This is a genomic window from Streptomyces sp. NPDC030143, from assembly GCF_055573695.1.
On the sequence record NZ_JBVIAY010000010.1, the window covers coordinates 255,828 to 281,523 of the forward strand.

25 protein-coding genes and 1 pseudogene are annotated in these 25,696 nt (G+C 71.8%); 13 read left to right on the forward strand and 13 right to left on the reverse strand.

What is annotated here, in order from left to right; translation table 11 throughout:
- The first annotated feature begins 299 nt into the window (after nucleotides 1–299).
- The 7 genes from ACZ4YY_RS19880 (at nucleotide 300) to ACZ4YY_RS19910 (ending at nucleotide 8,625) form a co-directional block, all read left to right on the forward strand.
- On the forward strand, nucleotides 300–1,328 hold the full coding sequence (locus ACZ4YY_RS19880) for a BMP family lipoprotein (protein WP_468291503.1): 1,029 nt from the start codon (nucleotides 300–302) through the stop codon (nucleotides 1,326–1,328).
- A gap of 218 nt (nucleotides 1,329–1,546) precedes the next feature.
- Entirely contained in the window at nucleotides 1,547–2,593 is a 1,047-nt protein-coding gene (locus ACZ4YY_RS19885; protein WP_468291506.1) for a BMP family lipoprotein, read from the forward strand.
- A 225-nt stretch (nucleotides 2,594–2,818) separates the two neighbouring features.
- Nucleotides 2,819–4,468 carry an ABC transporter ATP-binding protein gene (locus ACZ4YY_RS19890; RefSeq protein ID WP_468291585.1) on the forward strand — a complete coding sequence of 550 codons (1,650 nt, stop codon included), beginning with the start codon at nucleotides 2,819–2,821 and terminating at the stop codon, nucleotides 4,466–4,468.
- Nucleotides 4,465–5,586, forward strand: a complete 1,122-nt coding sequence (locus tag ACZ4YY_RS19895) for an ABC transporter permease (protein ID WP_468291508.1) — start codon at nucleotides 4,465–4,467, stop codon at nucleotides 5,584–5,586. Before ACZ4YY_RS19890 ends, ACZ4YY_RS19895 begins: the two co-directional genes overlap by 4 nt.
- Nucleotides 5,586–6,848, forward strand: a complete 1,263-nt coding sequence (locus ACZ4YY_RS19900; RefSeq protein ID WP_468291511.1) for an ABC transporter permease — start codon at nucleotides 5,586–5,588, stop codon at nucleotides 6,846–6,848. Before ACZ4YY_RS19895 ends, ACZ4YY_RS19900 begins: the two co-directional genes overlap by 1 nt.
- Entirely contained in the window at nucleotides 6,845–7,249 is a 405-nt protein-coding gene (locus tag ACZ4YY_RS19905; RefSeq protein ID WP_468291514.1) for a cytidine deaminase, read from the forward strand. Before ACZ4YY_RS19900 ends, ACZ4YY_RS19905 begins: the two co-directional genes overlap by 4 nt.
- A gap of 92 nt (nucleotides 7,250–7,341) precedes the next feature.
- The gene (locus tag ACZ4YY_RS19910) at nucleotides 7,342–8,625 is read left to right on the forward strand and encodes a thymidine phosphorylase (RefSeq protein WP_468291517.1); all 1,284 of its coding nucleotides are present in this window, start codon (nucleotides 7,342–7,344) and stop codon (nucleotides 8,623–8,625) included.
- A 246-nt stretch (nucleotides 8,626–8,871) separates the two neighbouring features.
- Here the strand turns inward: ACZ4YY_RS19910 and ACZ4YY_RS19915 are convergent, their stop codons facing one another.
- Both ACZ4YY_RS19915 and ACZ4YY_RS19920 read right to left on the reverse strand, forming a co-directional pair.
- Entirely contained in the window at nucleotides 8,872–10,059 is a 1,188-nt protein-coding gene (locus ACZ4YY_RS19915) for a GDSL-type esterase/lipase family protein (RefSeq protein ID WP_468291520.1), read from the reverse strand.
- A 567-nt stretch (nucleotides 10,060–10,626) separates the two neighbouring features.
- Nucleotides 10,627–11,187 (reverse strand): annotated as a pseudogene (locus ACZ4YY_RS19920) (TetR/AcrR family transcriptional regulator); the annotation flags it as partial.
- An 87-nt stretch (nucleotides 11,188–11,274) separates the two neighbouring features.
- On the opposite strand from ACZ4YY_RS19920, the gene ACZ4YY_RS19925 reads away from it, so the two are divergent.
- Nucleotides 11,275–11,661 (forward strand): STAS domain-containing protein, encoded by a 387-nt coding sequence (locus tag ACZ4YY_RS19925; protein ID WP_468291522.1) that lies wholly within the window; start codon nucleotides 11,275–11,277, stop codon nucleotides 11,659–11,661.
- Here the strand turns inward: ACZ4YY_RS19925 and ACZ4YY_RS19930 are convergent.
- The 3 genes from ACZ4YY_RS19930 to ACZ4YY_RS19940 all read right to left on the reverse strand — a co-directional run bounded on the left by ACZ4YY_RS19930 (nucleotide 11,545) and on the right by ACZ4YY_RS19940 (nucleotide 15,179).
- Nucleotides 11,545–12,561: a sigma-70 family RNA polymerase sigma factor gene (locus ACZ4YY_RS19930; RefSeq protein WP_468291524.1), complete on the reverse strand. Its 1,017-nt coding sequence runs from the start codon at nucleotides 12,559–12,561 to the stop codon at nucleotides 11,545–11,547. The genes ACZ4YY_RS19925 and ACZ4YY_RS19930 overlap by 117 nt on opposite strands.
- Nucleotides 12,562–12,694: 133 nt before the next feature.
- On the reverse strand, nucleotides 12,695–13,813 hold the full coding sequence (gene dnaN, locus ACZ4YY_RS19935; protein ID WP_468291526.1) for a DNA polymerase III subunit beta: 1,119 nt from the start codon (nucleotides 13,811–13,813) through the stop codon (nucleotides 12,695–12,697).
- 97 nt (nucleotides 13,814–13,910) lie between these two features.
- Nucleotides 13,911–15,179, reverse strand: coding sequence for an MFS transporter (locus ACZ4YY_RS19940; RefSeq protein ID WP_468291529.1), 1,269 nt, complete (start codon nucleotides 15,177–15,179; stop codon nucleotides 13,911–13,913).
- A gap of 63 nt (nucleotides 15,180–15,242) precedes the next feature.
- On the opposite strand from ACZ4YY_RS19940, the gene ACZ4YY_RS19945 reads away from it, so the two are divergent.
- Nucleotides 15,243–16,205, forward strand: coding sequence for a LysR family transcriptional regulator (locus tag ACZ4YY_RS19945; protein WP_468291532.1), 963 nt, complete (start codon nucleotides 15,243–15,245; stop codon nucleotides 16,203–16,205).
- A gap of 67 nt (nucleotides 16,206–16,272) precedes the next feature.
- On the opposite strand, the gene ACZ4YY_RS19950 is transcribed toward ACZ4YY_RS19945, so the two are convergent.
- Entirely contained in the window at nucleotides 16,273–17,034 is a 762-nt protein-coding gene (locus tag ACZ4YY_RS19950) for an alpha/beta hydrolase (RefSeq protein WP_468291534.1), read from the reverse strand.
- 113 nt (nucleotides 17,035–17,147) lie between these two features.
- Between ACZ4YY_RS19950 and ACZ4YY_RS19955 the strand changes: the two genes are divergently transcribed.
- Nucleotides 17,148–18,311: an adenosine deaminase gene (locus ACZ4YY_RS19955; RefSeq protein WP_468291537.1), complete on the forward strand. Its 1,164-nt coding sequence runs from the start codon at nucleotides 17,148–17,150 to the stop codon at nucleotides 18,309–18,311.
- A gap of 139 nt (nucleotides 18,312–18,450) precedes the next feature.
- Complete coding sequence (locus ACZ4YY_RS19960) at nucleotides 18,451–18,807, forward strand: ATP-binding protein (RefSeq protein ID WP_468291540.1); 357 nt, start codon at nucleotides 18,451–18,453, stop codon at nucleotides 18,805–18,807.
- Nucleotides 18,808–18,882: 75 nt separating this feature from the next.
- On the opposite strand, the gene ACZ4YY_RS19965 is transcribed toward ACZ4YY_RS19960, so the two are convergent.
- From ACZ4YY_RS19965 to afsQ1, 5 genes are all read right to left on the reverse strand, one after another.
- Entirely contained in the window at nucleotides 18,883–19,083 is a 201-nt protein-coding gene (locus tag ACZ4YY_RS19965) for a PspC domain-containing protein (RefSeq protein WP_468291543.1), read from the reverse strand.
- 94 nt (nucleotides 19,084–19,177) lie between these two features.
- Nucleotides 19,178–19,729: a VanZ family protein gene (locus ACZ4YY_RS19970; RefSeq protein ID WP_468291545.1), complete on the reverse strand. Its 552-nt coding sequence runs from the start codon at nucleotides 19,727–19,729 to the stop codon at nucleotides 19,178–19,180.
- 246 nt (nucleotides 19,730–19,975) lie between these two features.
- Entirely contained in the window at nucleotides 19,976–20,572 is a 597-nt protein-coding gene (locus ACZ4YY_RS19975; protein WP_468291548.1) for a hypothetical protein, read from the reverse strand.
- Nucleotides 20,572–22,128 (reverse strand): ATP-binding protein, encoded by a 1,557-nt coding sequence (locus ACZ4YY_RS19980; RefSeq protein ID WP_468291551.1) that lies wholly within the window; start codon nucleotides 22,126–22,128, stop codon nucleotides 20,572–20,574. Before ACZ4YY_RS19980 ends, ACZ4YY_RS19975 begins: the two co-directional genes overlap by 1 nt.
- Complete coding sequence (gene afsQ1, locus ACZ4YY_RS19985; RefSeq protein WP_264936818.1) at nucleotides 22,125–22,802, reverse strand: two-component system response regulator AfsQ1; 678 nt, start codon at nucleotides 22,800–22,802, stop codon at nucleotides 22,125–22,127. The genes ACZ4YY_RS19980 and afsQ1 overlap by 4 nt, the downstream gene beginning before the upstream one ends.
- A gap of 271 nt (nucleotides 22,803–23,073) precedes the next feature.
- Here afsQ1 and ACZ4YY_RS19990 point away from each other — a divergent pair, with 271 nt between their 5' ends.
- Nucleotides 23,074–23,835 (forward strand): SigE family RNA polymerase sigma factor, encoded by a 762-nt coding sequence (locus ACZ4YY_RS19990; RefSeq protein ID WP_468291554.1) that lies wholly within the window; start codon nucleotides 23,074–23,076, stop codon nucleotides 23,833–23,835.
- Nucleotides 23,836–24,041: 206 nt separating this feature from the next.
- Here ACZ4YY_RS19990 and ACZ4YY_RS19995 read toward each other — a convergent pair whose 3' ends face one another.
- Complete coding sequence (locus tag ACZ4YY_RS19995; protein WP_468291556.1) at nucleotides 24,042–24,680, reverse strand: uridine kinase family protein; 639 nt, start codon at nucleotides 24,678–24,680, stop codon at nucleotides 24,042–24,044.
- A gap of 128 nt (nucleotides 24,681–24,808) precedes the next feature.
- On the opposite strand from ACZ4YY_RS19995, the gene ACZ4YY_RS20000 reads away from it, so the two are divergent.
- Nucleotides 24,809–25,216, forward strand: a complete 408-nt coding sequence (locus tag ACZ4YY_RS20000; protein ID WP_468291559.1) for a hypothetical protein — start codon at nucleotides 24,809–24,811, stop codon at nucleotides 25,214–25,216.
- 129 nt (nucleotides 25,217–25,345) lie between these two features.
- Here ACZ4YY_RS20000 and ACZ4YY_RS20005 read toward each other — a convergent pair.
- A partial coding sequence (locus ACZ4YY_RS20005) for a transposase (protein ID WP_468291562.1) occupies nucleotides 25,346–25,696 on the reverse strand: 351 nt, incomplete at its 5' end.

Sequence of the window (25,696 nt, forward strand, 5' to 3'; positions counted from 1 at the left end):
TCCACCCCCGGAGTGACCGACTCACCCCTTTTCGTCCCTTTGTGTCACCCTGGTGTAACCGGCAGGGACCGGTTGCAACGCGAGGGCGGCACGAATCGATAACGGCGTCCGGAACCCCGTTCCCCTCCCCTTCTACGCGCGTTACTGTGCGCCGAAATCGCCACTCGGAACGGCTTGTTGGGGGAGCCGGACCGCAAGGGCGCCACATGGGGACAGCGGGCCGGCGACGGCGCCGTGGGGACGAAGGGGTGCTTGCAGTGCGTCTGATTTCTCGGAGGAAGAGGTTCTCCCGGGCAGCGGTGACCGTCGCGGTCGTCGCGCTCGCGGCCGCCGGCTGCGGCGAGTCCAGCACCGGCTCCAAGACCACCGACACGGAGTCCGGCTCGTACTCCGGCAAGGGCATCGGCCTGGCGTACGACATCGGCGGCAAGGGCGACCAGTCGTTCAACGACGCCGCCTACGCGGGCTTCCAGAAGGCCGAGAAGGAGTTCGGCATCGGCGGCCGGGACGTCGAGCCGCAGGACGGCGAGTCGGACGCGGACAAGGTGCAGCGGCTGACCCAGCTGGCGCAGGCCGGCTACAACCCGGTGATCGGCGTCGGCTACATCTACGCGGGCGCCGTCAAGGAGGTCTCCGCCAAGTTCCCGAACACCACCTTCGGGATCATCGACGACGAGACCGTGCAGGCAAAGAACGTCGCCGACATGGTCTTCCATGAGGAGCAGGCCTCCTACCTCGCCGGCGTCGCCGCCGCCAAGGCCTCCAAGAAGGGCCACATCGGCTTCATCGGCGGCGTGGACATCCCGCTGATCCACAAGTTCGAGGCCGGCTACCTCCAGGGCGCCCGGTCCGTGAACCCGAAGATCAAGGTCGAGTCGCAGTACCTGACGGAGACGGCCCAGGAGGGCGGCTTCTCCAGCCCCGACAAGGGCAAGGACGCGGCGAGCGGCCAGATCGAGGCCGGCGCGGACGTCATCTACCACGCTGCCGGCCTGTCCGGTCAGGGTGTGATCTCCGAGGCCGCGTCCAAGAAGGTGTGGGCGATCGGCGTCGACTCCGACCAGTACTCCCAGAGCGCGCTGGCCGCGTACAAGGACTACATCCTCGGCTCGGCCCTGAAGAACGTCGGCGGTGCCGTCTACGACCTCGTGAAGTCCGTCCACGAGGGCAAGCCGCTGTCGGGCGTGGTCCGCGGCAGCCTCTCCAACAACGGCGTGGGCTTCGCCGACACCAACCCGAAGTACAAGGCCATGACGGACGTCGTCGCCGCGGTGGACAAGGCCAAGCAGGACATCATCGACGGCAAGGTCACGGTCGACACCAAGTAGTTCCCGCCCCACCCGGCTACGCCCTTACGGGCGTCTCCCCAGCCCAGGCGCCCCTTGCCTCCCGCAAGGGGCGCTTCGCTGTCCGTAATCTGGACAGCGACTGTGGCCACAGCTCGATAACGGACCGGACAGAAGGGTTTTTCCGTCTGGTCTACGCGCGTTACGCTGCGGCGGAACCAGCGCCTGGTATGGGCGCTTGCACAAAGGAGTCACGTTCCATGCGCCGGGTGTCCCGTATCGCGGTTGCGGGTGTTGCTTCCGCAGCCCTCGCCGTCACCGTTTCCGCTTGCGGAAGCTCGTCCTCGTCGTCCTCCGCCGGCGAAGACAAGAACCTGGGCCTTGCGCTCGCCTACGACGTCGGCGGCAAGGGCGACCAGTCCTTCAACGACGCCGCCACCGCGGGTATGGACAAGGCCGACAAGGAGTTCGGTTACAAGTCGACCGCTGTCGAGCCGCAGGACGGCGAGTCGGACGCCGACAAGGTGCAGCGCCTGGAGAGCCTCGCCAAGCAGGGCTACAACCCGGTGATCGGCGTCGGCTTCGCCTACGCGCCCGCCGTCAAGGAGGCCGCGGCGAAGTTCCCGAAGACCACCTTCGGCATCGTCGACGACAACACCATCAAGGCCGCCAACGTCGCCGACCTCGTCTTCCACGAGGAGCAGGCCTCCTACCTGGCCGGCGTCGCCGCCGCCAAGGCCACCAAGTCCAACGTCGTCGGCTTCATCGGCGGCGTGGACGTCCCGCTGATCCACAAGTTCGAGGCCGGCTTCAAGCAGGGCGTCGCGGACACCAAGAAGGGCGTCACGGTCAAGTCCCAGTACCTGACCGAGACCGCAGCCGAGGGCGGCTTCTCCAGCCCCGACAAGGGCGAGAGCGCGGCCGAGGGCCAGATCGACGCGGGCGCGGACGTCGTCTACGCCGCCGCCGGCCTCTCCGGCCAGGGCGTCATCAAGGCCGCCAACGCCAACAAGGTGTGGGCGATCGGCGTCGACTCCGACCAGTACAAGCAGGACGCGCTCAAGACGTACAAGGCGTCGATCCTCACCTCCGCCATGAAGAACGTCGAGGGCGCGGTCTACACGCTCGCCAAGTCCGTCAAGGACGGCAAGCCGCAGACCGGCGAGATCCGCGGCAGCCTCGCCAACGGCGGTGTGAGCCTGTCCGGCTCCAACCCGGCCTACGCCAACAACAAGGACATCCAGGACGCCGTCAAGAAGGCCGAGGAGGGCATCAAGAACGGCACCATCACGGTCAAGACCTCCTGACGACCGTGTCGTAGGCCTGCCGCAGGCATGGTCAAAAGAACGCTGTGATGACAGCGTTACGCCCACGCAACGGGGCGCGGGAAGCGTGACCGCCCGTCGCCCCGTTCGCGCGGCAGAATGCTCGGAACGGATCGGGTACCGGTAAGAGGCCGATCAGGTCCGGGCACTATTTAAAGCAGGGGCGCTACGCGCGTAGAGCGGCCCCTTTCCCGAGGAGAGTGCGCCATCGACGCGTCCAGCAGCCCTCCGCTCACCGCCCAGTCGACAGTCGCGGTAGAGCTCGCGGGCATCACCAAGCGATTCCCCGGTGTCGTCGCCAACCACGACATCCACCTGACCGTCCGCAAGGGCACCGTGCACGCCCTCGTCGGCGAGAACGGCGCCGGCAAGTCGACCCTGATGAAGATCCTCTACGGCATGCAGAAGCCGGACGAGGGCACCATCGCCGTCGACGGCACCCAGGTGAGCTTCTCCAGCCCCGCCGACGCCATCGCACGCGGCATCGGCATGGTCCACCAGCACTTCATGCTCGCGGACAACCTGACCGTCCTGGAGAACGTCGTCCTGGGCAGCGAGAAGCTGTACGGCATCGGCGGCAGCGCCCGGAAGAAGATCAAGGAGATCTCCGACCGCTACGGCCTCGGCGTGCGTCCCGACGCTCTGGTCGAGGACCTCGGCGTCGCCGACCGCCAGCGCGTGGAGATCCTCAAGGTCCTCTACCGCGGCGCCCGGACCCTCATCCTCGACGAGCCGACCGCCGTCCTCGTCCCGCAGGAGGTCGACGCGCTCTTCGCCAACCTGCGCGAGCTGAAGTCCGAGGGCCTCTCCGTCATCTTCATCTCCCACAAGCTGGGCGAGGTGCTCTCCGTCGCCGACGACATCACCGTCATCCGGCGCGGCACCACCGTCGGCACGGCCGTGCCCTCCGAGACGACCCCGCGCCAGCTCGCCGAGATGATGGTCGGCAGTGAGCTGCCCACCCCGGAGACCGCCGAGTCCACGGTCACCGACCAGCCCGTCATCGAGGTCCGGGGCCTGACCGTCCACGCCAGCGGCGGCGCCTCCCTGGGCGTCGAGGCCGAGCCCGTCGGCACCGCGCTCGCCCCCGAGGGCGGCGAGATCAAGAAGGTCCTCGACGACGTCACCTTCACGATCCACGCCGGTGAGGTCATGGGCATCGCCGGCGTCGAGGGCAACGGCCAGACCGAACTGATCGACGCCCTGATCGGCACCCGCAACGCCGACACCGGCACCATCGCCTTCCTCGGCGAGGACATCACCCCCTGGCCCACCCGCAGGCGCCGCGAGTCGGGGGTCGGTTACATCCCCGAGGACCGCCACCGCCAGGGCCTGCTCCTGGAGGCCCCCCTCTGGGAGAACCGCATCCTCGGCCACGTCACCGAGACCCCCAACGCCAAGGGTTTCTGGCTCAACCCCAAGGGTGCCCAGGCCGACACCCGCCGGATCGTCGAGGAGTACGACGTCCGCACGCCCGGCATCGACGTCACCGCCGCCTCCCTCTCCGGCGGCAACCAGCAGAAGCTGATCGTCGGCCGCGAGATGAGCCACAACCCGAAGTTCCTGATCGCCGCCCACCCCACCCGCGGCGTGGACGTCGGCGCCCAGGCCCAGATCTGGGACCGCATCCGCGAGGCCCGCCGCGAGGGCCTCGCCGTGCTGCTGATCTCCGCCGACCTGGACGAGCTCATCGGCCTGTCGGACACCCTGCGCGTGATCTACGACGGCAGGCTGGTCGCGGATGCCGACCCGGCGACCATCACCCCGGAGGAGCTGGGTTCGGCCATGACCGGTGCCGCGTCCGGGCACCTCGAGCACGTCGAAGAAGAAGCCGCCCCGGAGGACGAGGCCCGATGAAGAAGTTCGACAAGGAGCGCGTGCTCCTCGCGGTGGCCGGGCCGGTCATCGCGCTCGTCGCGGCGATCCTGCTGACCTCGGTCGTGCTGATCGCCTCCGGCAAGAACCCGTTCGAGCCGTACGCGCTGATGCTCGAACAGCTCGGCTTCTCCGACGTCCAGGTCCTGATCGTCAACCAGGCGTCGCTGTACTACATCGCCGCCCTCGCGGTCGCCCTCGGCTTCCGGATGAACCTCTTCAACATCGGCGTCGACGGCCAGTACCGCCTCGGCGCGATGGTGACGGCCGTGGTCGGCGCGCACGTCGCGCTGCCCTCGTTCCTCCAGATCCCGCTGCTGCTCCTGGTCGGCGCGCTCACCGGCGCGATGTGGGCCGGCATCGCCGGTGTCCTCAAGGTCACCCGGGGCGTCAGCGAGGTCGTCGCGACGATCATGCTGAACTCGATCGCCACGAGCCTCATCGGCTACCTCACCCTCAAGGAGAACTTCGGCGTCCTGGTCGGCGACAACAACACGACCGGGATCATGAAGGAGTCCGGCTGGGTGCCCGGCATCGACCTGGGCCCGGACGTCGGCGAGATCTACGGCCTGGTCTTCCTCGCCGTCGCCCTCGGCGTCGGCTACTGGGTGGTCCTCAACCGCACCCGCTTCGGCTTCGACCTGCGCGCCACCGGCGAGTCCGAGACCGCCGCCGCGGCCTCCGGCGTCAACGCCAAGCGCATGGTCCTCACCGCGATGCTGATCTCCGGCGCCGTCGCCGGCGTCTCCGGCCTGCCGCTGCTGCTCGGAGACGCCCACACCTACAGCCTGAGCTTCCCGGCCGGCCTCGGCTTCACCGCCATCGGCATCGCCCTGCTCGGCCGTAACAACCCCGGCGGCATCGCCCTCGCCGCCCTGCTGTGGGCCTTCCTCGACAAGGCCTCTCCCGCCCTCGACTACGCCACGCCCGTGGCGTACGAGAAGGAGATCGCCACGATCATGCAGGGCCTGATCGTCTTCGCGGTCGTCATCTCCTACGAGGCCGTCCGCCAGTGGGGCCTGCGCCGCCAGCAGAAGCAGGTCGGCGCGGAGCTCGCCGCGGAGGCCGCCAACAACTCGAAGAAGGAGGTGGCGGCCTGATGTCCACCGCGACCGTCGCCAAGCCCTCGGCGAAGCAGCCCGGCAGGGGCAGCCGCCGTTTCTCGCTCCCGGTGCTGATGCTGGTCATCGCGGGCGTGCTGGTCCTGACCTCGGTCGTCCGCCTGATCTCCGGCGCGGACGGCATCACCTCCACCGGCCAGATGTCCACGGCGCTGCGCCTGGCCGTGCCGATCGGCCTGGCCGGCCTCGGCGGCCTGTGGGCCGAACGCGCGGGCGTCGTCAACATCGGCCTCGAGGGCATGATGATCCTCGGCACCTGGTTCGGCGCCTGGGCCGGCTACCAGTGGGGCCCGTGGACCGGTGTCGTCTTCGGCGTCATCGGCGGCGCGCTCGGCGCCGTCCTGCACGCCGTCGCCACCGTCACCTTCAAGGTCAACCACATCGTCTCCGGTGTGGCGCTGAACATCCTGGCCCTCGGCACCACCCGCTACCTGTCGAAGTTCACCTTCGAGGACGCCCCGCAGGGCTCCTCCAAGCAGTCCCCGCCGATCGAGTCGCTGGGCAACTTCAGCGTCCCGGGACTGTCGGACTGGCTGGAGACCCTGAACGACAAGCACTGGTTCCTGATCTCCGACATCGCCGGCCTGATCGGCGGTCTGGTCACCAACCTCTCGCCGCTCACGGTCGTCGCCGTCGCCCTCGTCCCCGCCACCTGGTGGGTGCTGTGGCGGACCGCCTTCGGCCTGCGGCTGCGCTCCTGCGGCGAGAACCCGGTCGCGGCCGAGTCGCTCGGCGTGAACGTCTACAAGTACAAGTACATCGCCGTGATCATCTCCGGCGGCTTCGCCGGTCTCGGCGGCGCCTTCCTGTCGATCGTCGCGTCCAACGTCTACCTCGACGGCCAGACCGCGGGCCGCGGCTACATCGGCCTCGCCGCGATGATCTTCGGCAACTGGATGCCGGGCGGCCTCGCCCTGGGCGCCGGCCTGTTCGGTTACACCGACAGCCTCAACCTGCGCGGCGGCACCACCAACGTCCACGCGCTGATCCTGCTGCTCGCGATCCTGCTCGTCGTCGGCGCGGCCTACCTGGCCTGGAAGAAGAAGTACGTCGGCGCCGTCGTCACCCTGGTGATCTCGGCCGTGATGTTCCTCTGGTACACCAACACCGACGAGGTCCCGCGCCAGGTCGTCTCGGCGGCCCCGTACGTCGTCACCCTGCTGGTGCTCTCCCTGTCCGCCCAACGCCTGCGCATGCCGAAGGCGGACGGTCTGCCGTACCGGAAGGGACAGGGCAAGTGACCGCCGCCGACCGGGTCGTCGACTGGGAGAAGCTGCGTGCGGCGGCCCGGGACGCCATGTCCCGTGCCTACGCCCCGTACTCCGGCTACCCGGTCGGCGTGGCGGCCCTCGTCGACGACGGGCGGACCGTGTCCGGCTGCAACGTCGAGAACGCCTCCTACGGCCTCGGCCTGTGCGCCGAGTGCGGGCTCGTCTCGGAGCTGCAGAACACCGGCGGCGGACGGCTCACGCACTTCACCTGCGTGGACGGCAAGGGCGACGTCCTCGTCCCGTGCGGCCGCTGCCGGCAGTTGCTCTACGAGTTCGGCGGCCCGGGTCTGCTCCTGGAGACCCCGGCGGGCATCCTGCCCCTGTCGGAGATGCTGCCCCAGGCCTTCGGCCCGGACCATCTCACCAAGTGACTCCTCCGCGCGGCCCCTCTGCAGAAGCTGAACAGGCGCAGAGGGGCCGCGTATTTTTCCGAACCTCTTTCTGCCCCATCGGAAGGAAAGCCATGGCCATGGACGCCATCTCCGTCATCCGCACCAAGCGGGACCGCGGCGAGCTCAGCGACGAGCAGATCGACTGGGTCATCGACGCGTACACCCGCGGCGAGGTCGCCGACGAGCAGATGTCGTCGCTCGCCATGGCGATCCTGCTCAACGGCATGAACCGCCGGGAGATCGCCCGCTGGACGGCGGCGATGATCGCCTCCGGCGAGCGCATGGACTTCTCGTCCCTGTCCCGCCCGACCGCCGACAAGCACTCCACCGGCGGCGTCGGCGACAAGATCACCCTCCCGCTGGCCCCGCTGGTCGCCGCCTGCGGCGCCGCCGTCCCGCAGCTCTCCGGCCGCGGCCTCGGCCACACGGGCGGCACCCTGGACAAGCTGGAGTCCGTCCCCGGCTGGCGTGCCCTGCTCTCCAACGAGGAGATGCTGCACGTCCTCGACACCACGGGCGCGGTCATCTGCGCGGCGGGCGACGGCCTGGCCCCCGCCGACAAGAAGCTGTACGCCCTGCGCGACGTCACCGGCACGGTCGAGGCCATCCCGCTGATCGCCTCCTCGATCATGTCGAAGAAGATCGCCGAAGGGACCGGCTCCCTCGTCCTGGACGTGAAGGTGGGCACGGGCGCCTTCATGAAGACGATCGAGGACGCCCGGGAACTGGCCTCCACGATGGTCGGCCTCGGCACCGACCACGGTGTGCGGACGGTCGCGCTCCTCACCGACATGTCCACCCCCCTCGGTCTCACCGCGGGCAACGCCCTGGAGGTCCGCGAGTCGGTCGAGGTCCTCGCGGGCGGCGGACCCTCGGACGTCGTGGAACTGACCGTCGCCCTCGCCCGCGAGATGCTGGACGCGGCCGGCGTGAAGGACGCCGACCCGGCGAAGGCCCTCGCCGACGGCTCCGCGATGGACGTCTGGCGCCGCATGATCGCCGCGCAGGGCGGCGACCCGGACGCGCCACTGCCCACCTCCCGCGAGCAGCACGTCGTCACGGCCCCGACCTCCGGCGTCCTGACCCGCCTCGACGCCTACGACATCGGCATCGCCGCCTGGCGTCTGGGCGCCGGCCGCGCCCGCAAGGAGGACCCGGTGCAGGCGGGCGCCGGCGTCGAACTCCATGCCAAGCCCGGCGACGCGGTCACCGAGGGCCAGCCCCTGCTGACCCTCCACACCGACACCCCGGAGCGCTTCGACTACGCCCTCCAGGCGGTGACGGGCTCCTACGACATCGCCGCCCCGGGCACGGCGTACACGGCCAGCCCGGTGGTCCTGGAGCGCATCGCGTAGGGGTCCTCGCGCGATGAGCGCCCGATCGGGCCGCGTGGACCGGTGCCGTGCGTCGCACGGCGAGCCCGGTGGCCCTGGAGCGCATGGCGTAGGGGTCCTCGCGCGATGAGCGCCTGATCGGGCCGCGTGGACCGGTGCCGTGCGTCGCGAAGCGCCGGAGAGCCCTGGTAGCGGGACTACCAGGGCTTCGTTCGGAGCTCCGAGCCGCGCGGGAGCGCGGGGGCGGCGGGCGGCGGCCACCGGGCCTCAGCCGAACACGCCGCCCTCGCCGAAGGCCAGCGCGGCGAACCGCTCACCCATCCGCCGGTGGGTGGCCGCGTCCGGGTGCAACTGGTCCGGCAACGGCAGCTCCTCCGCGTCCGCCTCGCCGTACAGCTCCCGCCCGTCGAGGTGGTGCAGGCGCGGATCGTCCTGGGCCCGCTGCGCGACGATCCGCTTCAGCTCCTCGCGGACCACCCGCAGCGTCAGCTTCCCGCCGGCGACCTCCGCCGGGTCCCCCATCGGCACGAACCGCAGCCGCCCCTCCTGGAGCCCGGAGAGGTCAGGGGCACTCGGCCCGGGCGTCTCCTCGTGCACCGGGCACAGGATCGGCGAGACGACCAGCAGGGGCGTGTCCGGGTGTCCCTCCCGGATCGTGTCGAGGAACCCGTGCACGGCCGGACCGAAGGCCCGCAACCGCATCAGGTCCAGGTTGACGACATTGATGCCGATCTTGACGCTGATCAGGTCGGCGGGCGTGTCCCGCAGCACGCGGGCGGTGAACGGGTCGAGCAGGGCGCTGCCGCTCAGCCCCAGGTTGATCAGCTCCACGCCCCCGAGGGAGGCGGCGAGGGCGGGCCAGACGGCGGTGGGGCTCGCCGCGTCGGAGCCGTGGCTGATCGAGCTGCCGTGGTGCAGCCACACCCGCCGGCCGGGGTCGGGCGCGGGCTCGACGGGCGCGTCGGTGCGCAGGGCGACGAGTTCGGTGGTCTCGTTGTGCGGCAGCCAGATCTCGACGTCCTTGACCCGGTCGGGCAGCCCCGTGAAGCGGACGGTGCCGGGCTCACCGGCCCGGCGCTCGGAGGTTCCGGCGGCCATGTCGATGGTCAGCACGTCGCCGCCCGTCACACTGCCCTGCCCGGCGAGCCGCCCGTCGACGAGCAGGTCGTAGAGCCCGTCGGGACGCGGAGGGGCGCCCACGTAGGTCCGCTTGGTGGGCAGCGCGTCCAGTTCGACGGCGGTGGCCCGGGTGCGGAACACCAGCCGTACGCCGGAGGGCTGCGCCTCCGCCGCGGCGAGCTGTCCGTCGGCGCACTGGGCGCGGGCGGCCGCGGGCAGCCGGTGCGGCAGCAGCCCGCGCCCTGTGCGCTCGACCTCCAGGGCGCCGCGCAGCAGGCCGGCGGTGAGGGGAGTGGTGATCCAGCCGTCGTCGGGCCGGTCGGGGGTGTCGGACATCGCGTGGGTGTTCCTCACCGCTCGGGGACAGGACTCAACCGCAGCCGACGGCAAACCCGCCGGGTCCGGACCCGGCCCGGGCCGGGACCCGCCGGGCCCTCGACCGGACCCGGACCGGGCCGTACCCGACCTGGCCGGGACCGGACGCGGACCGGGCCGGGACCCGCCGGGCCGTCGGCCGGGCCCGACCCGAACGGACCGGACCCCAGGCCGGGCGAACCCGACCAGGCCGGCACCCGACCGGGTCCGGTCGTGGGTCCGGCCGGGACTGCCCTCGGCCGGACCGGGACCCGGACCTGGCCGGACCCGGACCCGGTGAACCCGACCAGGCCGGACCTGACCCGGCCGGACCCGGGCCGGGTGAACCCGGCCAGGCCGGCACCCGACCGGGCCCGGGTCCGGCCGCAACGGCACTCAGCCGGACCCGGGCCCGGACCGTGACTCGGCCTCGGCCTCGGCCTCGGCCTCGGCCTCGGCTTCGGCCCAGGACCCGGACTCGGCTTCGGCCCAGGACCCGGACTCGGCCCCGGCTTCGGACCCGGCCTGGAACCCGCGGTCGGGCGCCGTCGGCCAGTGCCGCAGCAGTGCGTCCAGACCGTCCAGGATCCGTTCCCAGGACTCCTGGCTGTCGGGCGCGCTGTGGCTGAAGCCGCCGCTCAGCTCCAGACTCACGTACCCGTGGAACACGCTGCCCAACAGGCGGACCGCATGGGTCTGGTCGGGCTCGGTCAGCTCGTAGCCGCGCAGGATCGCCCGGGTCATCCGGGAGTGCCGGACACCCGCACTGGCGGCCGCGGTCGCCGGGTCGAGGGGCAGCCGGGCCGCCGCGTAGCGGCCGGGGTGCTCACGGGCGTAGTCGCGGTAGACGTCGGCGAGGGCGGTCAGGGCGTCCTTGCCGGCCCGCCCGGCGAGCGCGGCCGCACCGCGGTCGGCGAGTTCCTCCAGGGCGAGCAGGGCGATCCGGGTCCTGAGGTCGTGCGAGTTCCTCACGTGCGAGTACAGGCTCGCGACCTTGACGTCGAACCGCCGGGCGAGCGCCGAGACGGTCACCTGGTCGAAGCCGACCTCGTCGGCCAGCTCCGCCCCCGCCCGGGCGAGGCGTTCCGGTGTCAGCCCTGCACGCACCACGGGTTCCTCTCAGCTGTCGGCGAGTCCATTATGGATTTGCCTAAAAGTTATAGGCGAACAGGTATCAGTGTTAGGTGTAGGGCGCCGATGAGTTGCACGCCCCGCCCCGGTCTACCGCTCGTGGACGCGACGACACCGCCCGTACTCGCCCTGGCCGGACCCGTCACCCGAGAGCGGGTGCCGGAACTCTGTGACGACGTACGCAGGCTGCTGGAGGAGACCCGGGCCGGGGTCGTGGTCTGCGACGTCGCCGGGCTCGGACCACCGGGGCTCACGACGGTCGACCTGTTGGCGCGGCTGCAGCTCACCGCCCGCCGGGCCGGCGGCGGCATCCGCCTGCGCGCCCCCGACCCCGCGCTACGCGCCCTGCTGCACCTCGTCGGACTCCGCTTCGAGGTGGAGGGGGAGACCGAAGAGGGGGAACCAGCGCTGGGTGTCGAGGAAGAAGTGGAACCCGGTGAGGCGCCCCTCTGAGATCTCCAGCACCTGGATCGCCCACGGCACGTACCCGCCCGCCTCCGGGTCCGGCTTGTACTGCGCGAACCCCGGCAGACCGTTGACCTGCACCGGAAGAAGCCGGGAGCCCTCGCACGCCGAACCGATCGTGGTCATGAAGCCCGCGATGTCGCCGTGGCCGGTCAGCCAGAGGTCGAACGGCGGCATCGTCATGACGGCGTCCTCGTGCAGCAGGGCCGTCAGCGCCGCCATGTCGTAGCCCTCGAAGGCGGCCACATAGCGCTCCAGGAGCTTCTGCTGGTCCTCGTCCAGCGGGTCGGAGACCGCAGCGCCCGCGGCCGGGTCCGCCCGCTCGGCGAGGGTCGCGCGGGCCCGCTGGAGCGCGCTGTTGACCGAGGCGACCGTGGTGTCGAGCAGCTCGGCGACCTCGCTCGCCCGCCACGCCAGCACCTCGCGCAGGATCAGCACCGCCCGCTGTTTGGGCGGCAGTTGCTGCAGCGCGGCCATGAACGCCAGCCGCACCGACTCCTTGGCGACGGCGGCCTCGGCCGGGTCCTCCACGGTCGGCAGCACACGGGTGTCCGGCATCGGCTCCAGCCAGGTGTGGTCGGGGCGGGGGGAGAGGGCCGCCTGGGCGAGCGGCGTCGACTCGCTCAGGTCCATCGGGCGGGCCCGCTTGTTGCCCGCCGTGAGCATGTCCAGGCACACGTTCGTCGCGATGCGGTACAGCCACGACCGCAGGCTGGAGCGGCCCTCGAACTTGTCGTAACTGCGCCAGGCACGCACCAGCGTGTCCTGCACCGCGTCCTCCGCCTCGAAGGAGGAGCCCAGCATCCGGTAGCAGTAGCCGGTCAGCTCGACCCGGTGCTTCTCCAGCCTGACGTCGAGGTCGTCCACCGTCGCCGTACCGTCACCCATCGTCGTCCACCCACCCCTGTGGCCGTTCTGTCACGCGCCTGTGCGCCCAGTACTCCGGAAGCTACCCCAGCCCACTGACAACGGCCCCCCGAGCCGACGAAAGGCCAGGTCAGGGCCGACCCGGAGCACCCGCTCAGACCAGCTGCTTCACCGACATCAGCAGATGCCGGTGGACCTCGGGCGCGTCCGCCGCGCCCAGCAGCGCCCGCTGCCCGGTGCCCAGCAGCTCCAGCCGCAGCACCCCTGTGCCGAAGGAGGCCAGCGCGTCCAGCAGGTACGCCGGATTGAAGGCCACCGTCACCTCCTCGGCGCCGCTCAGCGCGGCCGGCAGCCGCTGTGCCGCCACGTCGTCGCCGTACCCGGCCCGGAGCAGCACGGAGTCCGCCGAGAAGTCCAGCCGCACCGCGCTGTTCGCCTCCGCCACCACCGACACCCGCCGCACGGCCTCCGTCAGAGCCCCGCACTCCACCTCGGCGACGGACGCCCCCGCCATGTCGAACAGCTTCCCGTGCCCCGGCAGCCGCCCGTCCAGCGGCCGGACGACCGACCGCATCCGCCCGCCCTCGAACCCGACCGGGCCGACCGCTCCGGCCCCCGGCTCCAGTCCGACCCGCAGGGTCCCGCACCGCGCCAGCGACCGCGCCACGTCGAGCAGCCGCCGCGCCGGCAGCAGCGCGTCGACACCCTCCCCGGCCCCGGCCTGCCCCTTCCACTCCAGCCGCCGCACCGCGAACCGGTAGCGGTCCGACGCCGACAGCGTCATCTCCTCGCCGTCCAGGCGCAGTTGGACGCCCGTCAGCACCGGCAGCGTGTCGTCGCGGCCGGCCGCCACCGCGACCTGTGCGACGGCGGTCGCGAACGCCGCCGCGTCGACCGTGCCGTACTCACGCGGCGGTGCGGGCGGGGTCGGGTACTCCTCGCCCGGCAGCGTCGACAGACCGAAACCGGTGCCGCCCGCCTCGACGGTGAACCGTGTCCCGTCCACCGCGCAGCTCACCGGCCCGTCCGGCAGCACCTTGCAGATGTCCAGCAGCCGCCGCCCGAGGACGAGCACCCGCCCCTGCGCGGCCACCTCGGCGTCCGCCTCGATGCGCGCCGCCGTCTCGAAGTCGAACCCCGACACGCTCAGCCGCCCCGCCGACGCCTCGAGCACCAGCCCGCCCAGCACGGGCACGGGCGTCCGCGTCGGCAGCGCCCGGGCCGCCCACGCCACCGCTTCCACCAGGTCACCGCGATCGATCCGGAACTCCACGAACGAACCCCCTGCTCACACCGGTTGTGAGCCACCGAAGCTAGCGGCGACCACTGACAATCGGCCCCGACCAGGGGGAACGCGGAGAAGAAGAGCCTCAGTGGGCGGCGGCCAGGACCTGCCGCCGCGCCGCCCGCGACCCGAGCACCGTGATCGCCACGACACCGAGCACCGCGAGGACGCCCACACCGACCGTGCCGGCCCAGCCGCCCGCGTGGAAGGCGATCGCGCCGACCGTGCTGCCGACGCTGGAGCCGATGTAGTACGCCGACTGGTACAGGGCGGAGGCCTGCGCCCGGCCGCTCGTCGCCGTCCTGCCGACCGCCGAGGACGCCACCGCGTGTCCCGCGAAGAAGCCCGCCGTGATCAGCACCAGGCCCACCAGGACCAGCGGCAGCGAGTCCAGCAGGGACAGCAGCAGTCCCGCCGCCGTCGTACCGCCCGCCAGGTACAGCGCACCGCGCCGGCCCAGCCGGCCCACCAGCCGGCCCGCCGTCGACGCCGACACCGTGCCCACCAGGTACACCAGGAAGATCGAGCCGACGATGCCCTGCGGCAGCGAGAACGGCGCCTCCGTGAGGCGGTAGCCGATGACCGTGTACACCCCGCCGAAGACCGTCATGAACAGCGCGCCGATCGCGTACAGCCGGCGCAGCAGCGGGTCGGCGAGGTGGTCGCGGACCGTACGGGTCAGGACGCGCGGGCGCAGCGAGCCCGGCGTGAAGTGCCTCGGCGTCGGCAGCAGCAGCCGGAAGGCCACCGCGCACGCCACCGCGACCGTGCCGACCACGCCGACGGCGACCCGCCAGCCCCACTCCTGCGCGACCCAGCCGGTGATGACCCGGCCGCTCATCCCGCCCACGCTGTTGCCCGCCACGAACAGTCCGATCGCCGTCACCAGCGCCCGCGGACGGACCTCCTCCGCGAGGTAGGCGGTCGCCGACGCGGGCAGACCGGCCAGCGCCGCGCCCTGCAGGCCGCGCAGCACCACGAGGGCGTCCAGCGACGGGGCGAAGGGCACCAGCACCCCGAGGCCCACCGCGACGGCCAGCGAGGCCGTCATCACGGCGCGGCGGCCGTAGCGCTCCGACAGCGCGCTCATCGGCAGGACGAACAGCGCCAGCCCGCCGGTCGCCGCCGCCACCGTCCAGCTCGCCCGGCTCGCCGCGACCCCGAACTCGCCGGAGATCAACGGCAGCAGCGCCTGAGTGGAGTACAGCAGGGCGAAGGTCGCCACACCGGCGAGGAAGAGGGCGAGGCTCATCCGGCGGTAGCCGGGGCCGCCCGGGGCCATGCGGGAGTCGGGGACGGGGAAGGACGTGCCGGCGCCCACGACGGTGGACGCCCCGGTACTGGCGGGAGACATGCCTCGAACCTACGGACGACCCCGCTCATCCGTCCAATGCACGGAATCGCCATAATCGTTCCCATGGTGCATCAGCAGAGGTCACAGTCCCGCCTGTCACCGTCCAGTGACACAAAAGACATGACGGACGACATCGTCACCCTCCTCGCCCCGCGCCTCGCGTACTTCGCGGGCGTGGCACGCACCGAGCACGTCACCCGGGCCGCGCAGGAGATGCAGGTTCCGCAGTCCACCCTGTCCCGGGCCATGGTCCGCCTCGAACAGGACCTGGGCGTCGACCTCTTCGCCCGGCACGGCCGCACGCTCTCCCTCACTCCCGCCGGACGCACCTTCCTCACGTCGGTGGAACGCGCCCTCGCCGAGATCGAGAAGGCCGCCGACGAGGTGCGCGCCGACGCCGACGCGGCCACCGGGAAGGTCGCCTTCGGCTTCCTGCACACCCTGGGCGCCGAAACCGTCCCCGGCCTGATCCACGCCTTCCGCGCCGACCACCCCCGCGTCCGTTTCAGCCTCGTCCAGAACTACGGCGAGGCCATGCTGGAGCGGCTGCGCGCCGGCGAACTCGACCTGTGCCTGACCTCCCCCGTCCCGGACGCCCCCGACCTGGTCGCGCGCCGCCTGGACGAACAGAAGCTCCGCCTGGTCGTCCCCGCCGACCACCGCCTCGCCGCCCGCCGGCGGGTCCGCCTCGCCGAGGCCGCCGACGAGACCTTCGTCACGCTCGAACCCGGCTACGGCCTGCGCCGCATCACCGACGACCTCTGCCAGGAGGCCGGCTTCCGCCCTCGGGTGGCCTTCGAGGGCGAGGAGGCGGAAACCTTGCGGGGCCTGGTGGCGGCGGGCCTGGGCGTGGCCCTCCTGCCACCCCCGGCGGTTCCCCGCCCGGGAGTGGTGGAGCTGACGGTCACGGCCCCGCGGGCGGTGCGGGAGATCGGGGTGGCCTGGCTCGACGGCCGCCCCGACACCCCTCCCGTGGCGGCCTTCAAGAGGTTCCTGCTGTCCAGAAGGGGAAACCTGCTGGCCTGACGTCGGCATCGGACGCCGACGCCGACGCGCGACCGCAATCGCTACCGCCCCGCAACGACCGCGGTCGCTACCGCCGCAAAGACCGGCCGAACCCCGCCGCCAACGGCATCCGCAGGCCGAGCGGCGGCGGCGCCGCCAGGGCGTCCTGCACCGGCCGGGAGAACCCCCTGCCGAACAGCACCTCCATCACGAAGTCCTCGGCGAGACACAGCACTTCGTCCCGGTGCTGGTGCAACCCGTGCCCGTCGGAGTGCACCTCGAACCGGCACACCTCCCGGTTCGCCTTCTTCGCCCGCGCCGCCAGCCGGAACGACAGCTCGGGATCGGTCCGCTCGTCGTTCGTGCCGTGCACGATCAACACCCGCCGCCCCACCAGTTGCCTCACCGGTTCGGGTGGCACCGCCACGTCCTCCTCCGGCAGCCAAGGCGCCACCGCGAGCACGGAGTTGACGGCCTCGTGCCCGCCCGCGCGCAGCGCCGCCCGCCCGCCCATGTCGACCCCCGCCAGACACAGGGGGACGTCGCCGTAGCGCCGTACGACCTCGTCGGCGGCCCAGGCGGCGTCGGCGGCGAGGTGGGCCTCGGTGCCGTTCCAGCCGCGATAGCGGTAGTGCACGACATGGACGGCGAGCCCCTCCTGCCGTCCCGCGCGGGCTAGTTTGCGTCCCAGGGCGCGGACCGAGGCGGCCGCCCACAGGGGAGAGGGTCTGCGCGTGGAGACCTCGTCGCCGCCGGGGAGCAGCAGCACCACCCCGCCCACCGTCTCCGGCTCCTGGCCGATCGCCCTGCCCAGCCGGGCAGCGCGCACCGGCGTCGCTTGCTGTGCCATGACAGAACAGTGTCAGAAGGGTCGGTGTACTCCACCCATCCGTGCGGTCACCGTTACGTATCGGCGCCGTTGTACACCGCGCGTTCTACGCGCGTAGGCGTTAGAGTGCGAAAATGACGAGCCAGAGCATCCAGACGGGCCTCACCCCGAGTTCGGACCAGATCCGCCGGGCGCCCAAGGTTCTGCTGCACGACCACCTCGACGGCGGGCTGCGCCCCGGCACCGTCGTCGACCTCGCCCGGGACGCCGGGTACTCCCGTCTCCCCGAGACCGACCCGGACAAGCTCGGCGTGTGGTTCCGGGAGGCCGCCGACTCCGGCTCCCTGGAACGGTACTTGGAGACCTTCTCCCACACCGTGGGCGTCATGCAGACCCGCGACGCCCTGGCCCGGGTCGCCGCCGAGTGCGCCGAGGACCTCGCCGAGGACGGCGTCGTCTACGCCGAGGTGCGCTACGCCCCCGAGCAGCACCTGGAGGGCGGGCTGAGCCTCGAGGAGGTCGTCGAGGCCGTCAACGAGGGCTTCCGCGAGGGCGAGCGGCGGGCCAGGGCCAACGGCCACCGCATCCGCGTCGGCGCCCTGCTGACCGCCATGCGGCACGCGGCCCGCGCCCTGGAGATCGCCGAACTCGCCAACCGCTACCGCGACCTGGGTGTCGTCGGCTTCGACATCGCGGGTGCGGAGGCCGGTTACCCGCCCACCCGGCACCTCGACGCCTTCGAGTACCTCAAGCGCGAGAACAACCACTTCACCATCCACGCCGGCGAGGCCTTCGGGCTGCCGTCGATCTGGCAGGCGCTCCAGTGGTGCGGCGCCGACCGGCTCGGCCACGGCGTGCGCATCATCGACGACATCGAGGTCGCCGAGGACGGTTCGGTCAAGCTCGGCCGGCTCGCCTCCTACGTCCGCGACAAGCGCGTCCCGCTGGAGCTGTGCCCGAGTTCCAACCTCCAGACCGGGGCGGCGGCCTCGTACGCCGAGCATCCCATCGGGCTGCTGCGCCGGCTGCACTTCCGGGCCACGGTCAACACCGACAACCGGCTGATGTCCGGGACGAGCATGAGCCGGGAATTCGAGCACCTTGTCGACGCCTTCGGTTACACGCTCGACGACATGCAGTGGTTCTCCGTCAATGCGATGAAATCAGCGTTCATTCCTTTCGATGAACGACTCGCGATGATCAATGACGTCATCAAGCCGGGATATGCGGAACTGAAATCCGAATGGCTGTTCCAGCAGACCGCCTCCACCAGCGGTTCCACCCCGGCAGAGGGCTGACGGCCGGACGGTGTGCGGGACGGAACGCGGGCGGGTCTTCACGATCCGTCCGCATTTCGATGTTTGCCGCGGACGCCTTTCCGTGTCTACGGTCGTGGACCGCTCGGTTCCCCGTATCCCATTCGAGGACGCATTTAACATGAAGCAGTCTGCTGCCAAGACCCTCGGTGTCGCCGCTCTCGGTGCCGCCATCGCCGCCGTAGGTGCGGGGGCCGCGAACGCCGCCCCGGCCGTCCCCGACGCCGGCCAGGCGCTGGGCGGCCTCACCCAGACGCTGCCCGCGGACAACCTCTCCCAGGCGCTGCCGGGTGCCGGCGAGGCACTGGCGCAGGCTCAGCCGGCCCTCGGTGCGGGCCTGAGCGCCGTGCAGCCGGTCGCCGAGCGGGCGCTCGCCGAAGGCCCCACCGCTCCCGTCGCCAACCTCCTCGGCGGTCTCCCGGTCGGCCAGGGCCTGCCCACGCACGGCCTGCCGGTGAACGGGATCCCGCTGGGCTGAGCCCCTCCCGCACGCCGTCGGGGCGCACCCGGAGTGTTTCCGGACGCGCCCCGACGGCGTTCTCACGCCGGACGTTCACCAGGCCGCGCGGGCCTTGTCCTCCGAGGGCAGCAACAGCCACAGCGCGAGGTAGAGCAGGAACTGCGGACCCGGCAGCAGACAGGACGCCAGGAAGATCACACGCATCGTCGTGGCGGACGTGCCGAAGCGCCGGGCCAGCGCGGCGCACACTCCGCCGATCATGCGACCCTGGGTGGGGCGGGCGAGGCTGGACATCTGCGGCTCCTTCGCGAGCGTCGGTCCGAGGCGGCCTCCGGTGGCTGCCCCATCTGCCTCCACGCTACGGAGACGAACCGGACGAAGCGTCGCTCTACGGGGCGATCCCGACCCTGGGAATCGTCGGGGTCCTCCCCTGAGCCGGCTCCTCGGGGCGGACCGCCCACGCCCCCGCCCGCGCGCTCCTGCGGCGCAGCCAGGCCCGGCCCGCCGGGACCACCGTCGCGTGCGCGAGCGCCACCCCGACGGTGTTCAGCAGCAGCGAGTCGACGTCCACCACCCGACCCGGCACACCGGTCTGCAGCAGCTCGATGCCCAGCGACAGCAGGGCGCCCATGACGACCGTGCGCAGCAGCGAGGCGACCGGTGAGACGCGGAGCCTGCCGTGCGCCAGCGGCAGCAGGACGCCCAGCGGCGCGAGCAGCGCCAGCCCCCCACCGATCCGCCTGGCCGCCTGCGGCCAGCCCAGCTCCAGGTCCGCGCGGATCCCCGCGAACGGATGCAGGTTGGTGGGCATCACCCAGGGCACGTGCAGCGGCCGCAGCGTGAACCAGGCGACGAACACGAGGTGCGCGACCAGGAGGACACTCCCGGTCACACGGATGCGGATCGCGGCGCTGCCGCCGATGGAGCCTTGACGCTGCACGACCCCCTAGACGCGGCCCCCGGGGCTGTCGGTTCCGGGCGGACCCGGGAGGTCTGCGCCACATTCCGGGGCGCGGTCGCCTCAGGGGTCCTTGAACTGTGCCCGTCCGGGCCCCGCGACCCGGCACCGCACCTCGCGCGTTGCCGAAAAAGCCCCGGCCGGCTGTGGCACGAGGGCTCTCCGGCGCCCTGCGCCGCACGGCACGGACCCCGCGGCCCGATCAGGCGCTCATGGCGCGAGGGCCCCTCAGCCGCCCGTGACCTCCGTCGACGGGGGTTTCGCACTGCCCGGGCGGGAACGGACCTCGTCCGTGCACGCGTAGCGGCGCGGCGGCTGCCCGGGACCGCCCAGGACCACCGATCCGTCGCCCTCGGCCGCCGCCGAGTCGGAGAAGGTGCACACCAGCTGGGCCAGGGCGAAGGAGGTCAGCTCGGTGGGGGAGGCACTCAGACGCAGGGTGTCGTCGGGGTCCTCGGGTCCGGGACCGCTCACCTTCATGCCGCGTACGTCGGTGGTGTAGCCGGCCTCCTTCTCGGCCGGCGAGGGAACCGCGGCGAGTTCGTCGACCAGCTCCTGCGCCACCAGCACCCGGCGTTCGGAGTCCGCCGCGCCGTCGGGGACCAGCACGCTGCGGTCCACGGCCACGAGGGAGGAACCGCACAGCAGGAACACCCTGACCGGCACACCCCGCGAGGTCCGGGTCGCCACGTCCGGTTCGGTGAGGGAACAGCGCACCCGGGAGGGCGCGGGGCCGAAGTCGGTCGGAACCTCGGTCGCCCGGATCCCGCAGCCGGTGAGCAGTCCGGCGAGAAGGGGAAGGGCGAGCAGGCGGCGTACGGTCATCAGGTCTCCCCCTCGTCCTTCTTCTCCCCCTGCATCGCCAGCTCCGAGGCGTCCCGCGGCAGCCGCAGCGTGAACACCGCCCCGCCCTCCGGGGAGTTGGCGGCCGTGATCCCACCGCCGTGGATGTGCGCGTTCTCCAGGGCGATGGACAGGCCCAGGCCGCTGCCCTCGGACCGCGGGCGGGAGGCGCTCGCCTTGTAGAAGCGGTCGAAGACGTGCGGCAGGACGTCCTCGGGGATGCCCGGCCCGTGGTCGCGGACGGCGATGACGACCTCCTCGGCCGACTCGCGCACCGACACCCGCACCGGCGAACCCCCGTGCTTGAGCGCGTTGCCGATGAGGTTGGCGAGGATCACGTCCAGCCGGCGCGGGTCGAGGCGGGCGTGGATGCCGCGCTCGGCGTCCAGGTCGACCGCGTCCAGCCAGGCGCGCGCGTCGATGCAGTGCGTGATCTGGTCGGCGACGTCGACGTCGTCCAGGACCAGCCGGGCCGTCCCCGCGTCGAAGCGGGTGACCTCCATCAGGTTCTCGACGAGGTCGTTGAGGCGTCGCGTCTCGGAGACCACCAGCCGCACGGCCGGCTCGATCATCGGGTCGATGCCGCCCGACTCCGCGTCCAGCTCCTCCTCCAGCACCTCCGTCACGGCGGTGATGGCGGTCAGCGGTGTGCGCAGCTCGTGGCTCATGTCCGCGACGAACCGGCGGGATGCGTCGTCCCGGGCCGCCATGTCCGCGACCCGTTTCTCCAGTGCCTCCGCGGTGCGGTTGAACGTCCGTGACAGGTCGGCGAGTTCGTCCGTGCCGGACACGCGCAGCCGGGTGTCGAGCTTGCCCTCGCCCAGCCGCCGCGCGGCCACCCCCAGGCGGTGCACCGGCTTCAGCACGGTCGTGGCGGCGGCCTGCGCCAGCAGCGCGGCGCCGATCAGCGCGAGGCCGGTGGCGATCCCCAGGGACCAGGCCAGCGAGTTGAGGTCCTTCGCCTCCGGCTCCAGGGACTTGCGCATGTAGCCGGTCGGCCCGCCCCCGATCACCTTCGTCCCGGCCACCAGGTACGGCGTCCCGCCCTCGACGACCCGCTGCCAGTACAGGTGGTACGGCGACCTGTTGCCGGCGGTGGCCTCCTGCTGCTTGTTCACCGCCGTGCGCAGCGACTCGGGCACGTCGTCGAGCGAGAAGCCGTTCAGGCCGCCCGAGTTGCCGTACACCGTCCTGCCCGCGGAGTCCTCGGCCACCAGCAGCACGCTGAACCGCTGGCTGCTGCTGGCCATCTGGCCGGCGGTGTGCTGGAGCTCGTCCTGCGAGGGGTGCTCGGGCAGCGACCCCGCCCGGTTCTGCATCTCCTGCTCGAAGTCCCGCAGCACCGCGCCCTGCGTACGCGTCAGCACCGCCTCGCGGTTGAGCCAGTAGGCGATGCCGGACGCCGAGACGGCGGCGGTCAGCGCCACCAGCCCGAAGACCACGACGAGCCGCAGCCGCAGGCTGGTGAAACGCAGCCGTGAAAGATGTCCCTTGCGCACCGCGGCCCAGCCGCGGACCCCCCCTTGCCGTTGTGTCACTGAGGGGCGTCCAGGCGGTAGCCGACGCCGCGGACGGTGCGGATCAGGGTGGGGGAGGACGGGACGTCCTCGACCTTGGCGCGCAGGCGCTGGACGCACGCGTCCACCAGCCGGGAGTCGCCCAGGTAGTCGTGCTCCCACACCAGACGCAGCAGCTGCTGCCGGGACAGCGCCTGACCGGGCCGCCGGCTCAGCTCGAGCAGCAGCCGCAGCTCGGTGGGGGTGAGCTGGAGGTCCTGGCCGTTCTTCGTCACCGTCATCGCGGCCCGGTCGATGACGAGGCTGCCGAAGGTCGCCGCGTCGTTCGACTCGCGCTCGCCGCGCCGCAGCACGGCCCGGATCCGGGCGTCCAGGACCCGCCCCTGCACCGGTTTGACGACGTAGTCGTCGGCGCCGGACTCCAGCCCCACGACCACGTCGATGTCGTCGCTGCGCGCGGTGAGCAGAATGATCGGCAACTGGTCGGTGCGCCGGATGCGCCGGCACACCTCGAAGCCGTCGATACCGGGCAGCATCACATCCAAGACGATCAGATCCGGTCGCTGCTCGCGCAGCAGCTTCAGACCGTCCTCACCGCTCGCAGCGGTCGCCACACGGTGTCCCTGGCGCGTCAGTGAGAGCTCCAGGGCCGTACGGATGGCGTCGTCGTCCTCGATCAGCAACAGGGAAGGCACGGGCTCATTCTGGCCCATGAGGGCACTGTGGTTCGACCTGTGGGCGGTACCGATCCGGTCCACCCCCCGCGAAGCGGTCCACCGCGCGGTTCAGCGGCGACGACTGTGGAGGAGCTGTGGTGTCGCCGTGACGGACCCCTGTGACAGGTCTGTGACAGTCGACGGACACGGCGATGAACTGGCCCGGGCAAGCTTCTCGGCACAGGCAAGGCAGTACGCCGGGCCGACGGAAACAAGCCGAACACCGCAAGTCCACGACGGGGGGCGCGAGATGAACACGCTGCACGGTATGAGCACCAGCGCAGTGGTCACGCGCCTGCACGACGTGCACCGGGGTTCCGAGAAGTCCGGTGCCGTGAGCGGGCGGGGGTGCGCTCGCGGCACCGGGCGTCAGCACACCGTGTTCATGACGGTGGTTGACGCACACACGGGGGAGCCCGCTGCGGGAGCCGCTGTGGGCACTGTCGGGGGAGCCGCGCACAGGGAGGACCCGGGGGAGCGTCGCTCGCTGTCGGAGGCGGAGTTCACCGCCTACGTCCAGGAGCGCCGCGCCTCCCTGTACGCCACCGCCTACCACCTGACCGGCGACCGCTTCGAGGCCGAGGACCTGCTGCAGAGCGCGCTGTTCTCGACCTACCGGGCCTGGGACCGGATCAGCGACAAGGCGGCGGTCGGCGGATACCTGCGCCGCACCATGACCAACCTGCACATCAGCGCCTGGCGGCGCCGCAAGCTCAACGAGTACCCGACCGAGGAACTGCCGGAGACGCCCGGCGACACGGACGCGATGCGCGGCACCGAGCTGCGCGCGGTCCTGTGGCAGGCGCTGGCCCGGCTGCCCGAACTCCAGCGGACGATGCTGGTCCTGCGCTACTACGAGGGCCGCACCGACCCGGAGATCGCGGAGATCCTCGACATCAGTGTCGGCACGGTGAAGTCCAGCATCTGGCGCTCGCTGCGCCGGCTGCGCGAGGACGAGGTCCTCAGCTTCGGCCGTGACCGGGAGGACGCCTTCGGCGAGCTCGTCGCCTGAGGTCACGGGGGAAGGACCCCCCTCGGCGACGAGGGAGGGCACGGGGGAGCGGTACCGGGGGGACCCCACGGGGGACGTCGGGGAGGAGCGGTACCGCACAGCACGGGGGAAGCACCGCCCGGGGGGACACGGGGGAGCACCGAAGAAGCGGGACTGGAGGGCCGGGGGGTCCGTCCAGTCCCGCCTTTTCGTGTGCCCGGTGGCCGTCAGGCGGCCGTACGCGCCGTCGGGACGCGGTGACCCGCCGCCGCGGACGCCAGCCGTCCCATCGCCTCGTCGAGGTCGCAGGCGTGCGCGCCGAGCGCGGTCTGTCGGGCCACGATGGAACGCTCGGCGCGCATCAGACGCCACCCGCGGCGCAGCAGGAACGGCATCGACTTGCGGCCCTCCCGCAGGTCCCGCACGAAACGGCGGCGGAACGTCTTCACCGGGCCGCGGCTCAGACACAGCGCGTCGGCGAGGACGCCCAGGTCCCGGCAGCGCTCGACGATCTCGGCGGCGAAGATGCCCTCCGCGATGAACAGCGGGGTCCGCCCGACCTCGATCGTCTCCTCGCCGGTGCGGGCGCTGCGCGCGATGTCGTACACCGGTACGTCCGTACGGCCCGTGTGGCACAGCCGCGTGATCGCCGCGACGGCCATGTCCGCGTCCCACGACCGCGGGTGGTCCCAGTCGATGTCGGAGCTCCCCGTCACGAGCGGCAGCGTCGGGTCGTCACCCTCCTTGTAGAAGTCGTCGAGCCGCAGCACCGGAAGGCCGGAGCGGGCCGCGAGGAGGGACTTGCCGGAGCCGGAAGGGCCGCAGAGCAGCACGACTCGCGTGGGGAAGGGCGGATGGGGACTCACGGGTCACCAGTGTGAGGCATCCCCCGGGGCGGTAACGACCCCGCGGGTCGGCTTTGATGCGCGCGTCACACGTCAACTACCCTTCGTGTCGTCCTGATTACCCAGTGCACCAGAAGGTGGCGGAAAAGATGGCCCGACACGACTCCTCCCCGACCCCGACCGGCCGCCGCGCGCTGGCCGTCCTCGCGACCGTGGGGGCGGCCCTGGGGGTGGGCGCCCCGATCGCCGCCGCAGCCGAGGCCGAACCGGTCCTCGACGTGGTGCGCACCCGCCCCACGTCGCTCGGCGAGATCGACCCCCAGGCCGGCCTGCAGGCGCTCACCGGCACGGTCGGCTACGTCACCGGCCCGGTCTCGGGCCTCAAGCCCAACCCGCTGGCCGGCACCGGCGTCGACCCCCTCGACAACGGCGTCGGCACCCAGCTCGCCGACTTCCGGCCGCTGACCTCGCAGGCCGTGACGGGGCCGGTGGCCCAGGCGCCGTCGGTCGGCAGCGTCCCGGTGCTGGGGCAGGTGTCCGGGCTGCTGGGCGGCTAGTAGTGCTTCGTTAGGTTGTGGGCTGTCTGCGGCTGCTCCGAGGTCTGGGCAGGGGGCGTCCGCAGGTGGTGCAGGTACCGGTCCAGCACCTCAGCAGGTCCTGAAGAACGTCGAGGACCTGGTAGAGAGTCAGGCCGGTGTGAGGACTTTTGGGTCGAGCCGCCGGAGAGTGAGGAATGCCTGGGCGGCGGTGACGAGGGTGACGTGGTGGTGCCAGCCGCGCCAGGTGCGGCCCTCGAAGTGGTCCAGTCCCAGGCCATGCTTGAGCTCGCGGTAATCGTGCTCGATCCGCCAGCGCATCTTCGCCCACCGCACCAGGTCAGCGACCGGGGTGGTGGCGGGCAGATTCGATATCCAGTAGCCCGTCGGAGTGTCCTGGCCGTTAGGCCATTCGACGAGGAGTGTCTGGACGGGCAGGACGCCGTCCCAACGGTTGCGGCCGCCACCCGCCTCCTGAGCTGCAGCCAGGGACTGTTTGCC